Here is a 13,570-nt window from a genome sequence, read left to right as displayed (position 1 = left end):
TAAAAAATATGAAAGATACAGAAAGAGATTATTGGTTAATCGAAGCACAATAAAGGAGTATATAGTCATGGAAAATAAAAGAGTAAATATATTTGAACAAAATCGTGTGAAAGATAATTTTTTTATTGAAATACCGCTAGATACAGAGAAAAAACAGTTTGTGACGACTACTTGGACAGAAAAATTACTAAATTTATCAAAAGATCCTGAAATGTTACAAGCCTGTACCCAACAATCTATCAAACAATTTTTCACTCAATTGTTTAAAAATGAAATTTTAAAATCATCTAATGTTAAGAACAATAAAGCAAAAGTCGTTATGGGAGAAACATGGGTATATACGAACTTTACTATTGCTGTTGAAGGCGGAGGAGTTGTCCTTACTCTAGTTGCAGTAGCTGCAGAGATAGCATTAATAGCTGTGAAAGAAGATAACATAGCAGAAAACTCTTTACGTAGCGAAAAACATAGAGCAATTTCTAAATTTGCTACTAAAAATGGCGGTAGTGATTTTGGTAGCAAAGTTACAGAGATTTTCCAAAAACTTGAAGCCGGAGAATCAGTAAGGCTATAAGGAGGCACCTATTATGACCCATGAGAAAGAATTAGTAAATTGGTTGTCACCTACTAACGCAGCGATAATTACATCTTATAAATGTAATGCACAGTGTAAAGAGTGTTGCTTTGGATGCAGTCCCTTTCAAAAAATCAATACTAATCTCAAGGATTACACAACATTTATTGATAGTGTTATAAAATACAAATCTGTTAAATTTATTGTATGGACTGGTGGAGAGGCAACTTTACTAAAAGAAGAATTACTACTTGCTATTAAATATGCAAAAAGTAAAGGATTGTTCTCTAGGTTAGTAACAAATGGAGTCTGGGCTAGTAACTATGATCGAGCGAATAAATTTTTAAAGAACTTAAGAGATAATGGTGTAATGGAAATAAGCTTTTCTACCGGAGACAATCATTTAGAATTTGTTCCTTTGGATAGAGTGATGACAGGTGCATTAGCATGCATTGAAAATGGGATTAGATGCACTATTTCAGTTGAATCAACAAAACATTCTAAATTTAAGCAAGAACACCTTTTTTTACATGAGTTATATCAAAAAATTGAAAACCATCCTAACAAAGAATTATTTAGCTCCATAAGTAGTACTTGGGTTTCTTTCCATAAAGACACAATTTATGAGTATAATGAGCTAAATCCTTTAGAAGTACAAGATGGATGTAATAATCTTTTTGAATTTATAGGTCTTAATCCAAATAACGAATATATTTCATGCTGTGGATTAACTAATAAATATATTGCAGATATGAAACTAGGTCCGCAAAATACTACTGATCTCCAAGATATTTACAATAAACAGAAGAATGATTTTATGAAGCGTTGGTTGTATGTAGATGGACCAATTAATATACTTGACCAGGTCATTAAATGGAATCCAGATATTAAGCCACCAAAATTTAGACATCATTGTCAAACATGTGCTTATATTTATAATAATCCAGATATTCGTAAAACAATTATCGAAAACTATCCTCTGATAGTTGACGTTATTAACAAAAAATTTTATGATAAACTAAAATTAAGAAAATACCTTTATGCATAAAGGAGTTCATCCTATGAACAAGAAAAGTTTTGTTTTAGTTTGCCTTACATTGTTGTTTTTTTTAATTTCATTATTAGTTCTCCCACAAAATATAGTTTCCCATATAAACAAATTTGCTGTACCTACAGCTTTTAGCAACAAATATATTATGTTTCTAATGTTTGCAGTTATAGATATAGTTGGCAGTATTTTTTGGAATAATATAATCAATAAACTTCAAATAATGAAATTACTTCCCATAATACAAGAAAAATTAGCGATATACTTCAGTTTTCTAATGCTAGTGTTACTTCTTACACTTATGGTTTCTACAATATCTTCATTATTGGCTACCTGTTTATTAATAGGTGGACATATCGTATACGTTCTTTATTTGATTTTCAATATACAAAAATATTCCGTTAAATAAGGAATACATGTATATAATATAGAAACTTAAAACCCCATCAGCATACAGACCGATGGGGTTTTATGATATAAAGAATTATTTCTTTGCAATATAATTATAGTAATAGGAGATTGTAATTTCCAATTAATTAAAATGGTAACTCGTCATCGCTGATATCAATCAACCGACTATCAAAAGGATCCTCTACTTGATTAGTATCATCCTGTTTCTCAAAGTGAGTCGTTCTTGAACTATCTTGCTCTGGATTATACTTGGCACGATTTTCAGTGGCTGTTTTACTTTCTAACAACTGAAAATTATCGGCCACAACTTCTGTCACATATACGCGCTGTCCTTGCTGATTGTCATAGGTTCGAGTTTGAATTCGGCCAACAATACCAATCAGGCTACCTTTTTTAGCTAATGTAGCCATCGTTTCCGCTGGTTTACGCCAAATCACACAATTGATAAAATCGGCTTCTCGATTGCCACTTTGATTGGTAAAATTACGGTTAACGGCTAAAGTAAAAGTGGCTACTGCTGTACCACTAGCTGTATACCGTAAATCAGGATCTTTAGTTAACCGTCCTACTAAAGTTACATTATTGATCATTTTTATCTCTCCATTTCTCGATTCATCTGTTGGTGTCTTTGATAAGCTAGGTTTCGTTCTTTTTCTTCGACGTGAATCACTTTTTCCATCAAATTGCTAATCGAATTCATTGTCTCTTCGTACGTGATCGATGCAGCATAAGGATTACTTTTTTGATATTTCTTCCAAGTATCTTTTAGCTCATTACTATTTTTCAGTACATCCATATCTTTTTTATAGTAAGTCTTTAACGGATCAGTTTTTCCTCGACGTGTGAATGTATTTCTCACACTGTCTTTCAAGGTCTTCTCATCGATCTTCTCCATTTTAGGAATAGTATAGAGATCATAAAAATCTTTTCCTCTCGAATTGTCAGTTAAAAAATCAAAGGTTGCACTTAATTTTTCGGCAATAATTTGTTCTGTAGGATAAGATTCCAAAGGAATTGTTCGATCTTCAAACATCAATTTATGACTGTGAGTGATCGTTGCTGGATAGATCGAATCACCTGTAGTTACATCTACCTTAAAATCTGGCCGCATATTCTCTAAATGTGCCAGCACACGTAAGCTAAAACCAGGATAATAATCGGCTTCTTTCGTTTCTTTTATTCTTTGGATCTCAAATTGAATTCCTTCTTTCGTCGGTGTGGAGAAAATATCGTTTAAAACTTTTGTTAATGTCTCTTTTGTCACTTTCATTTCTCGTAAAGTCGTATCAATGTCTTTGGTTGTTCGATTTTCAATGCCATACTTTGATCCAATTAGGAAGCCGCCTTTTAAAACAAAATTTTCACGATAAGGAGATTCTGAGATTTTTTCCAAGAATTTTTCCATCATAAAATGTCTTAAAACGAGCTGCGGATCAACTTCTTTTTCTCTCGAAATATTCTTCACTTTTGCTTTTAACTGCGTAGGTGTCATGTTTCTTCTCCTTTAATTTAAAGCCATAATATAAGAGCGCATCGTTTTGTCTGTTGGCAAAATTCTTCGATACTCATTCAATTTTCTAAGATTTTTTCTATTCGATTCCATGTAGTTTTTGATTGCTTTTACTTTGATTTCATCCTCAACGTTATACCAGGGATTCCAAATGTCACACAAGGTTCTTTCTTGATCATAGGCTATAACAGGATTCCCATAGCGACTTTTTATTTCAACCTTACCTAGTTCATACCATTCTGTTTTTGTATAGTGTAACTCAACTGCGAATTCCTTCAATCCTTTTCCAGAAACGTGATAACCGTAAGGAACAGTCAAATCGATCTGTCTAGGAATCATATCTGTTAAATCATACAAATCTAACGCGGTAATATGTGAAATAATGCCGCGCTCATATTTCTTTTGCGCCATAAACAATTCATCAGGAAATTGGCCAGGTAAAGTGAAAAAACCTGGATACTCTCGATCCAGCTCCCCTCGATCTACCATACGTTTGATCGTTACAGGAGAAATGCCCGCTTTTTTGGCATCCTTCAAAGCCAAAGTTCCATTAAATTCTTCTAGCAGCTTGTATACCATTGCTTTTGTCATTTTCTCCCTCCTTTGTATACGAATAAACTTATAAATACAGTATAACATAAGTCTATTCGTATACAATAGTCAGGAAGATTTTATCGATCTAATTCGATTTCTTTTTGAATCCGCTGCTGATTCTTTAATTGTTGCAGTCTTCTTTTATTGGCACGTAATTTCTCTTGTTCTGAACGAATTTTTGCTTTTTGATTTTCGATTTCTTGTTGTTTGTGTGTTGTATTTCGCATAAGGTAACTCCTCCATTATTTTGTAGTGCGGCGTGTTCTTTTCTTATAGTTCGATTTTTTCTTTTCAGAAAACTCAAAGTCTGTTGTGAAGTCTTCTTTTAAAACGATCGTTGCTTCAAACGAACCTTTCTGACCTTTTAGTCCTCTGACTGGTTGGCTTGTTCGGCCGTTCTGAATGATCTCTTTCAGTTGTGTCGCTGTGAGTTTCTTTTTGGCAATCGTTACCCACAATTTAAAATCACAGGCTTCAGACGTGCAAGCCGCCACCTTCTGATAAAGTATGACCTCTTTTTCCTGGCACTTTGGACAAGATCCTAAATGACGCGCCGCTTCTTGCTTTTCAGTGGCTGCTTTCACCTCTTGTAACGTTGCTCCAAAATCAGTGGCTTGGATTTGTCCTGGGACGACTTCCAACAAGTGAGAGACAAATTTTTGGATATTAGCTAAGAAAGTTTCTTGTGTCCCTTTTTGCTCACCAATCTTTGTAAGATAGCTTTCCCATTTGGCGGTCATTTCGGCACTTGTTAGCAGCGGCTCTTTTTCCACGGCTTGGCAAAGTAAAATCCCTTTATTCGTCACCACAAGCTTATTTTTCTCTACCTTGATGTATTCCTTTTGTTTCAAAGTTTCAATAATATTCGCACGTGTCGCTTCTGTACCGATTCCTTCGACTTCTTTCAATATGGATTGTGCTTCTTCACTATCCACAGTTTTCCCAGCTGTTTTCATCGCAGTGATCAACGTACCTTCCGTAAAAGGTTGTGGTGGTTTTGTTTCTTTTTCCTGGACTTGTAGATCCACCGTGACCGTTTCTCCTTTTGTCACTTTAGGAAGTAGCGCTTCTTCTTCTTTCTCTTTTCTGTCACTCTCTTTGCCAAACAGCTTTTTCCAACCTAGATCTACTGGTACTTTTCCGACTGCCTTTAGCTGAAGCTGCTGGACTTGCGTCAAGATCGTTGTTTCTTCATAGGTATATTTTTCCGCAAACATGGCCACCGTTGTTTTTAAAACTTGTTCATAAATGGCCTGCTGCAGCGGACTTAGTTGTTCAAAAGCCGCTGCTGACATGACTGTTTTTGTAGGAATGATCGCGTAATGTTCCTGGACTTTCTTATTATTCACATACCGACTATTCGGTGTATGAGTAGGAGTCGGAATTGCTTCAGCCTTTAAAAATTTCTTGTAATCGTCTAAATGATCCAACAAATACGCATATTCCCCTTCTGTAATATAAGGGGTATCCGTTCGCGGATAGCTTAGATACTTTCCTTCATATAACCCTTGCATGGCTTCCAATGTATCTTTGGCACTAGCTTTCATGAGTTGATTCATTTTAGACTGAAGGCTCGATAAAGAAAAAAGACGTGGGCTAGCTGCACTTTTTTTCTCTGTTTCGACTTGAAGGATCGTGCCTGGCTGTTTTCCTACTTGAACACCTTTTTCTTTTAAATACGCTTCAAATGTTTCTTGCGTCACTTGGGTTTCGTTGGGATCAAGCTTCGCATCAAATGTGCCATTTTGAGCGGTTACTTGGGCTTTCCCTTCAAAATAGGGTTCTTTCTTGAAGTTTCTAATCTTTTCCTGCAACTGATAAATCATATAAAGCGTTGGAGTCTGAACTCTGCCTAAGGAGAAACTCCCTGGTATGCCTTTTTGCTGTAAGAGTAAACTATATAGTGGACTACCGTTCATACCGATCAACCAATCGGCGATCTGACGTGCTTGAGCTTCCTCAAATTTTGGATAGGTCTCTCCAGCGTCTCGTAACTGCTGGAATCCCTGATAAATCGCTTCTTTTTCTAATGAATTGATCCAAAGTCTTTTATAGGTTTTTCCCTGGTCTGCACCTGCTTGTTGAATGATCGACCAAGCAATCAATTCACCTTCACGATCGCTATCTGTCCAATAACAACGGTATCGGCCGATTGAAGTTGCTGCTTCACTACGTTAAATTGCTTTTTCTTATCTTTAGGAACATGATAGCGATAATGTGTAGGGAAAATAGGCAAATGTTCTAGTGACCATTGTTTCCATTTCTCATCATACATATCAGGAGAATCTAACTCGACTAAATGACCAAAGCCATAAGTGATTACAATTTCTCCTGAAAATAATTGATCTTGAATTTCAAAATAACCGTCTTTTCGAGTGGCTTTAGAAAAGCTTTCTGCGTAAGCCTTCGCTTGTGACGGTTTTTCTGCTAAAATGACGGTTTTCATCGTGCTTACTTCACTCCCTTTCTTGTTGTCTGCTTTGTTGAAACAACATGGCACGTTTTTGTTTTCTGATTTCTTGTTGCTGGATCTCATGTTTCAATTGATCATTCCAGTCTTTTTTTACTTCAGATACAAATTCATGTTCATGTTTTTTATAGCCCTTATAGTACTCTTCCGCCTTATAAGAAAAAAGAATACTCGCATTCACATCTTTCATATCTGCTTTCTTACTATAAAAACGATCAAAATCATACGTACCATCAGATCGCTCACAAGCTTTTAATTCTTTGGCAACTGTAGTACAGGCTTTCTTTAAATCAATCGTTTCTACCTGTTCGTTGACTGTCAATTTCTTTCCAAATGCTGATTTAACATTATGTGCGGATACTAATTGATTGGTTGGCTCTAAATTATTTTCCGTCTTGTGGATTGCCATAATCGCTTCAGCTGCCACTTTCTCTTCTCTAGCAACTTCTTCATAAATTTCTCGATAGTCTTTAGGTACTTGCCAATCATTGGCAATGCCTCGTTCACACCGAACCCTTTCATTCGTAAACGGATTAACTGCCCCCATCATTTGTTCTTTTTCATAAAAAATATGCCCTGCTCGATCATTATCTACACAAACTTCAATTGATTTTGGAAACTCTTGTTTCTGACTCAGTTCAGAAACAGCTTCTCCAAAATAATGACTTATTACGTTGTGCTTTAAGCCTTCCATAGAAACTAGCCAGGTATCTTGCAACTTCTCACGATTTAACGCTGCATAACTGAGCATATCAATGCTGCTTTCAAAGAATTTTAAGTGCTTCGGATCACCAATTTTTAAATTGAATCCATGATTCGCTGTTGAGTTCTTATCAATATGTTTATACGTTCCTCTTTCACCAAATCGATCAAAGTCTATCTTTGTTCCTTGATAACTTGCTCCAACCGTTTCTTTTGTCTGGGGGTCTTTCCATAAAAAAGCAACGGCATAATCTAAGCGATCGTCTCGAACCAAGAAATTTTGCCGTTCATTTCTTGGCTTTAATTCGGCCAGCAACCCTTCGTTTTCCGCATAATCAATTAACCAACCTGGTAATTTACGTTCTTCCTTTAGATAACTTCTACCTTTTTCTGTAAGTGGTTGGTAATCATTAGGGTGATCTTTATATTGTTCTGTTTCAAAATGGAGATTATCGACTCGTTCTACTTTATTTTCACTCTTTAAAATGAAGTTCGTTGCTGCTTTAAATTGTTCTTTTGGATCTTGAATTTCCTTATCAATAAAGAATAATTTGGTTAATTCAATAATATCTCCATGAATATTTTGACTATTCCAGTGAAACCGTTGTTTTCGTCGATCAAAAACAAAAGAATCATGATCTTCTAACCGATAATCTCGTCCTTTATTAACCACAGCCATTCCATTATTTCGTGCAAAATCTACGATATCGATTTGTTTACATCGTTCTACAATACTCATTTTCTTCTCTGTCATTTTTAAACCTCCAAAAAGAAAAAAGACTATCTGCTTGTTCAGATAGTCTTTCTTGCTTGTTTTATACTCGTTCTTTTTGTGTCATTTGCTGCTCATGATAGATTTCATTTTTTCGTTTCGCCATTTCTGACACTGTTTCTTGCGAAAAATGAAATGGATTACCTAGCGCAAATTCCTCTGAAGATAATGCAGTCTGGATCTCTTTTCCATAACTTTTTCCTTTCAAAATCACTTGATTATGCTGCGGATCTTCAATAAACGCAGCTTCTTTCAAGGATAGCGTTCGTCCGGTATCTTCTTCCATAACTTTGCCGTCTTTCTTGTCGATCCAAAGGGAACCGACACGAACAACATTCTTTTGTTCTACCATTTCTACAGGATTTTTATGATCTTGCTTCACTTCTGCTTGTTGGATCTCAGGATCTCTTTCTCTGTACTGATTGATCTCCTTAGAAATGGTTTGAATGAATTCATTCGCGACACGGCTGACATCATTCATGATTTTCCCGCGTTCCGTTGCTTCTTTATCATCCAAAATCTGACCATTCTTCGTCCATGCTGCAATATAGGGAATTGCTTTTTCAGACATGTCCATTCCAAAGTGCTTGCAAACAATATAAGAGGTCATTTCTGCCTGCAGTTCTTTGGTCGCAGTGTCTAATTCTGAAAATTTGTGCATTCTGGCATGCGCTAATTCGTGAATACTTGTAGCTAAATGCTGCGTCGGTGTATTTCTAGTATTCATGACAATTTCTTCTTGGCCAGTAAATTCGTTATGAACATACGCCCCACGTGCTTGTCCTAATTCTCTTGGATAAACTTCACTCTCTGTCATATCTCGAATTTGTATACCAATAGTGTTGGCTACCGCTTGAATCCCAGCTTGTAGTTCTGATTGTCCTTTTTTATCCAATTGAAAATCAAACACACGGTTCGGAAAGATTTTCGGATAGTCTTCAGGTTTCAACTGTGTTTGTGTGATATCAAACACTTTTTCAATCGTGTAGTAAGGTTTTTTGATCACTTCGATTTGGCCACTTTCGATTCGTTTTTTATCTTCTGGTGTAGCCTCTGTTTCTCGAACAAAGCCACGTCCTTTATCATAGAATCCTTTGACCGTTTTTCTGACAAAGATCTTGTTACCTTGTTCTCCTTTTTTGATATAAATGCCTTCTTTTTTCAACGCGGCACGACCTAAACACGCCGTTGCTCCTGGAAATTGTTCCTCGATCAATAACTGATTTCTAAAAGATCGTTCTGGAAAACGCGACATAAAGTTCAGAGTTCTTTGACGTCTTCAGGAGAATGGGTATATTTTTTCACCGCGTCCAGTGCCTGTTGGGAAAGCGATTTGACTTCTTGCTTAATCTCTTCTGTTGACCGTTTTTGATAACTTGGTTTCTTTGTCTCTACCTTTTTATCGTGGCTACCTATTTCATTTTTTATTACTTTTTCAGTATTCTTTTCTAATGTTTGGTCACATAACTCCTCTAGCTTTTGATAAATAGCAGCATTCAATTGTAACCCGTCTCCAACGTCTAGTCGTAACTGATTAACAACTTCACCTTCTTTTACTTCTTCAAAATAAAATTTGTGGTAGCTTGTTTTCCCTGTATAGTGTGTGTCTAACGCTTTGATTTGTTCAAGAAGTGATTGTGTCACGATTTCACCCTGATAGTTCCGCATTGTTCCATCATTTTCATTGAATTCTACACGATAATAATGATTGGGTTCTTGCTTTTGAACACCATATTCGGCCATCTTATTTTCAAGTAACTCACTCACAATTCTTTTTTCTTCTTCAGTCTTTGGTTGGTATCTTTTGATACTTCAAATTCGCCTTGTTCATTCAACTCTAATGCCACTTTACGATACCCTTTAACAAAATATATAGTTGGATTTTTTTCCCACTGAGTAACGCGGCCACTTTCAATAATTGCCTGCGCTTCAGGCAAAATATTGGCTTTTCCTTTCTCTGATTTTTCTTTCAACTGTTCCAATTCAACTAATTTTTTTTGATACTTTTCGATTGTTTTTACTGAAAATTGAGATTTTCCATTCCTAAATTTTTCGATCTCCTCTTTGATTCGTGGAATATTCTCGATTGTAAGATCTAGCCCACCGTATTTGTTATATCCCATTTTCTAAGCTCAGATTGTCTAGTCAATTTCTCAACATAATTTCTTGTTTTTGAATCTCTTCTTGCAATTGATTAATTTTATTTTCGATTTTTTCTCTTTGACTAAACCAGCTAGATCCGTTTCTTTATCATTCATTGGCTGACCATTTGTTAATTTCTGGTGTTCAGCCAGCCTTTCAAATGTCGTAACATACTCATTTCTTATCGGATAAGCTTTCTTTGTGCTTGTGCAAGCCGACTATTTCCAGTGATTTCTTCTTCGTTTAAAGTGAGACTACTTTTTCCCTTTACCTCTTCTGGCAAAACTGGTGCAGTGAGTTCGCTAGTTGAAACTACTTTGGGGTAGTTTTCCATCATTCCTAACTCTTCAGCTGTCTCCCATAAACTTTCTGGAATATACATAACCCCACTATCTTCATATTGATCTAACCATTCTCTACGGGTTGCTTTGAAGGTGCTAACTTCTTTTTCTAACTCTTTGTATCGTTCTTCCCAACCCTTCCCTACAGGCGTCCCCAATCCTGTAAAAATATTTTCAGTATCCTTTAAATCATATTTCATTAAAGCAATTCTGAAATTAACAGGATTTTGAGAAAAGATCACTATAATTTCATTTTGTGCTTCACGTGAAAGTGATTCCCATTTCTTTAGTTGTTCTTGTACTTCAGGATTTACTTGTTGAGATTGTTCCATTTTGTTCACCATCTTTTCTTAAATAAAAGGATAATTTTCTGCAGCATCGACAAATTTTTTGGTAGTGAGATCTAGTATTAAGAGATCACCTGGTCGATACGCTTTTGCTTCTTTGTCTGTGACAATAAATGTTCTTTCTGATTCGACTTCTTTCACAAACACTAGATTGTCTCGACTCTTATCACAATCACAGCTGTAATTAATTGGGCCATTTTTATTCACCTCCTCCTCTTCCAACTAAAAAATAGTTTGATATAATACGCTTGAAACACAGCACTCAGTGAATTGGCGAAAACAATTCATTGAAAAAAAGAGTCCTGAACAATCACGTTCAGGACTCTTTTACGTCTCCTCCTATTGTCTCTCTTGTTCCAATTGAATTCTTCGTTGTTGTTCCTCATATGTCTTTAAAGCTTGGTATTTTTCTTCATGGGCGCTAATTGTACGATTCAATTGTCGCAAGCTCCGTTGTGTGACCACGCGTTGTTGATATTGCTTTCTTTTTTTTATCCATTCTTCATAACTATATTTATACTCATGAGTTGGTAGCTGCTTGAGTGGTTTAAATGATTGTTGATTGTAAATCATCTGTAGATCGTCTAATCCTTCAATCAACGGCTTTATAGTGCTATCTTGTTTCTTCAATTCAGGTTGATATTGTTTTCTTTTCTTTATCCATTCTTCATATCTGTTTTTATACTCATCGGTTGGTAACTGTTTAAGTGTTTTAAAAGATTGTTGATTATAAATCAAATGCAGCCCATCTAATCCTTCAATCAACGGTTTTATAGTACTATCTTGTTTCTTCAATTCAGTTAAAATGGCATTTCCTGTTCGCTTTTTCAAATCAAAAAGAGCATTTTTTTCTGCATCCTTTGATTCCCTTTTACTTTCTCCGTAAAGACTTTTTGCTTCTTCTTTTAATGCTTTTGAAATCTGCATATATTCCTGATATTCAGGTTCATTTGTTAAAACATATTTGGTTAACTCATCGAGTTTCTCCCTAACGTAAGGTGAAAGCTTGGTTCGATTTTCATCCCCGTAGTTCCACTCAGAACGTTTTTCAGGTAAGTTCTTGTAAACTTCTTTTAACAAATTCAAAGCGTGTTGATCGTAACGTACTGGGTTTTTTACTACTTTTGTTAAGGTGTTACGTAAATTTTCCGAGTCAATAAATTACGTTTCTCCATACCAATCATTCGATCTTTTTCATAAGAAAACGTTCTAACTCATGTACATAATTGGTTTTCATGGCATCTAATGTTGCTTGCCTTCTCTTCCCTTTCGGTACGATATAACTCATCCCATTTTCAATCTCAGTGTACGGCTTGCGCGTATTTTCTTTTTCAACAATTGCAAAATGAATATGGATATGTTTCGTGTTTCGATGAATTGTTGCCATCCAGTAGCCTGTGTCATTTAGTTTCTCTTTCTCAAATAATGTCTCCATCATTTTTCTTCCAGCCGCTTTCAAACCTTCTTCATCTAAGGTGTCTGTTTTGGGATCGTACAGTCCTATGTTTTCAAGATACGAATGATCATGAGAGACAACATCTTGATAAATGATCGACCCTTTTTGTTGCCCTCTTTGGAAAATCTGCTTGATCTCTTTCAAATCACTTCCTTTCACTTCATCCGAAGCCATAGAAAAAACTCCAGGAAGATTTCCTGAAGTTTTTTGATGTGGTTCTGTTTGATATTTTTTCATTGCTTGGTTCAAGCGTTGGTATTCTTTTTGTTCACTTTGCGTAAGATTATTTTTTTGTTCTAACGCATAGTGACGTGTCATATAAGAAAGATATTTAGTAAAATCTTGTTCCTCTAACTTGTCAAAATTAATCCCATTTTCCATCAAGGATTTAGCTTCATTCGACGTTTCACTGAATTCTTTGTCTGTCTTACTCTCAGAAAAAGTTTCCCCTTTAGGAATATAAAAATCCTCTAAAGCATTCTTGATCAAACGCAATTCTTGTTCTTCTTCAGGTGTTCGTCGGTCTATTTCTTCCAGTGCTTTTTCTCTTGTCATATAGTCAATATACGTAGAAAAGGATTTTTTATTGGGTAATGTAAATTGACAAGTGAGAATAACCGCAGGCGATCTACTACTCATAATACTCTCCCTCTATATTTATCTTTTTAAAATCTTTGTTGGATCAAATGGGTTTACTCTTTCATGATCAGACTCATTCATTGGCTTCTTAACCTTAGGAGAATATTTCTTCGTTTGATTCACTTTTATCTTTCCTTCCACTCGCTCTTTTGCTTCTTGATAAACCGTTGAGTTTGTACCAAATAGTATTCCTGTATCTTTCAAATGAAGTTCAGCAAACTCTGAAACGATTTCCGTTAATATGGAAATTTCTTTGCTCATTCCATTTAACTTTGCTTGATTAGAATTTAATTTTTTCCCCATTTCAGGATCATAATTCATACATAAAAACCGAACAGCTTCACTATAATTTTTTACATCCGCATGAGTTGCAATGATTTCATCTAGAATATCTATATGGGTTTCGTGAAAATAAATGTGTTTGTCTATGACTTTAGACATGCTATATCTCTCCTCTATTCTGTTCAATTAAAAGTTCGATAATTTGATTATTCTGTCGAATATATTCTTCTAAAATTTCCGTATTATGACTTTGAACTACAGAAAATTTATCTAATAACTGAT

Annotated in this window: 9 protein-coding genes and 4 pseudogenes; 2 read left to right on the top strand and 11 right to left on the bottom strand. The window is 35.4% G+C overall.

Annotation, left to right across the window (positions count from 1 at the left end; all coding sequences use genetic code 11):
• Positions 1-67 precede the first annotated feature (67 nt).
• Positions 68-574, top strand: coding sequence for a hypothetical protein (locus EM4838_RS15730; RefSeq protein ID WP_071867385.1), 507 nt, complete (start codon positions 68-70; stop codon positions 572-574).
• 13 nt (positions 575-587) lie between these two features.
• The gene (locus EM4838_RS15725) at positions 588-1,622 is read left to right on the top strand and encodes a radical SAM protein (RefSeq protein ID WP_081367449.1); all 1,035 of its coding nucleotides are present in this window, start codon (positions 588-590) and stop codon (positions 1,620-1,622) included.
• Positions 1,623-2,158: 536 nt separating this feature from the next.
• Here EM4838_RS15725 and ssb read toward each other — a convergent pair.
• The 11 genes and pseudogenes from ssb to EM4838_RS15665 form a co-directional block, all read right to left on the bottom strand.
• The gene (ssb, locus tag EM4838_RS15715; protein ID WP_071867382.1) at positions 2,159-2,623 is read right to left on the bottom strand and encodes a single-stranded DNA-binding protein; all 465 of its coding nucleotides are present in this window, start codon (positions 2,621-2,623) and stop codon (positions 2,159-2,161) included.
• 2 nt (positions 2,624-2,625) lie between these two features.
• Entirely contained in the window at positions 2,626-3,525 is a 900-nt protein-coding gene (locus EM4838_RS15710) for a nucleotidyl transferase AbiEii/AbiGii toxin family protein (protein WP_071867381.1), read from the bottom strand.
• A gap of 12 nt (positions 3,526-3,537) precedes the next feature.
• Positions 3,538-4,134 (bottom strand): type IV toxin-antitoxin system AbiEi family antitoxin domain-containing protein, encoded by a 597-nt coding sequence (locus tag EM4838_RS15705; protein WP_071867380.1) that lies wholly within the window; start codon positions 4,132-4,134, stop codon positions 3,538-3,540.
• An 80-nt stretch (positions 4,135-4,214) separates the two neighbouring features.
• Positions 4,215-4,364, bottom strand: a complete 150-nt coding sequence (locus EM4838_RS16655; protein WP_164885436.1) for a hypothetical protein — start codon at positions 4,362-4,364, stop codon at positions 4,215-4,217.
• A 15-nt stretch (positions 4,365-4,379) separates the two neighbouring features.
• A pseudogene (locus tag EM4838_RS15700) lies at positions 4,380-6,583 on the bottom strand (type IA DNA topoisomerase).
• Between the two features lie 10 nt (positions 6,584-6,593).
• Positions 6,594-8,063 (bottom strand): toprim domain-containing protein, encoded by a 1,470-nt coding sequence (locus EM4838_RS15690; RefSeq protein WP_071867378.1) that lies wholly within the window; start codon positions 8,061-8,063, stop codon positions 6,594-6,596.
• 61 nt (positions 8,064-8,124) lie between these two features.
• Positions 8,125-10,896, bottom strand: a pseudogene (locus EM4838_RS16930) (ArdC-like ssDNA-binding domain-containing protein).
• Positions 10,897-10,914: 18 nt separating this feature from the next.
• Positions 10,915-11,118: a hypothetical protein gene (locus EM4838_RS15675; RefSeq protein WP_233433788.1), complete on the bottom strand. Its 204-nt coding sequence runs from the start codon at positions 11,116-11,118 to the stop codon at positions 10,915-10,917.
• Positions 11,119-11,250: 132 nt separating this feature from the next.
• Positions 11,251-11,439 (bottom strand): annotated as a pseudogene (locus EM4838_RS17185) (hypothetical protein); the annotation flags it as partial.
• Positions 11,440-11,523: 84 nt separating this feature from the next.
• Positions 11,524-13,006 (bottom strand): annotated as a pseudogene (mobP2, locus tag EM4838_RS16925) (MobP2 family relaxase); the annotation flags it as partial.
• Positions 13,007-13,024: 18 nt separating this feature from the next.
• The gene (locus EM4838_RS15665) at positions 13,025-13,447 is read right to left on the bottom strand and encodes a hypothetical protein (RefSeq protein ID WP_071867376.1); all 423 of its coding nucleotides are present in this window, start codon (positions 13,445-13,447) and stop codon (positions 13,025-13,027) included.
• Positions 13,448-13,570 lie beyond the last annotated feature (123 nt).

It is taken from the genome of Enterococcus mundtii (assembly GCF_002813755.1).
In the GTDB taxonomy this organism is placed as follows: Bacteria; Bacillota; Bacilli; order Lactobacillales; family Enterococcaceae; genus Enterococcus_B; species Enterococcus_B mundtii.
Note: the sequence above shows the minus strand (reverse complement) of the source record. Positions and strands in the feature narration are given on the sequence as shown.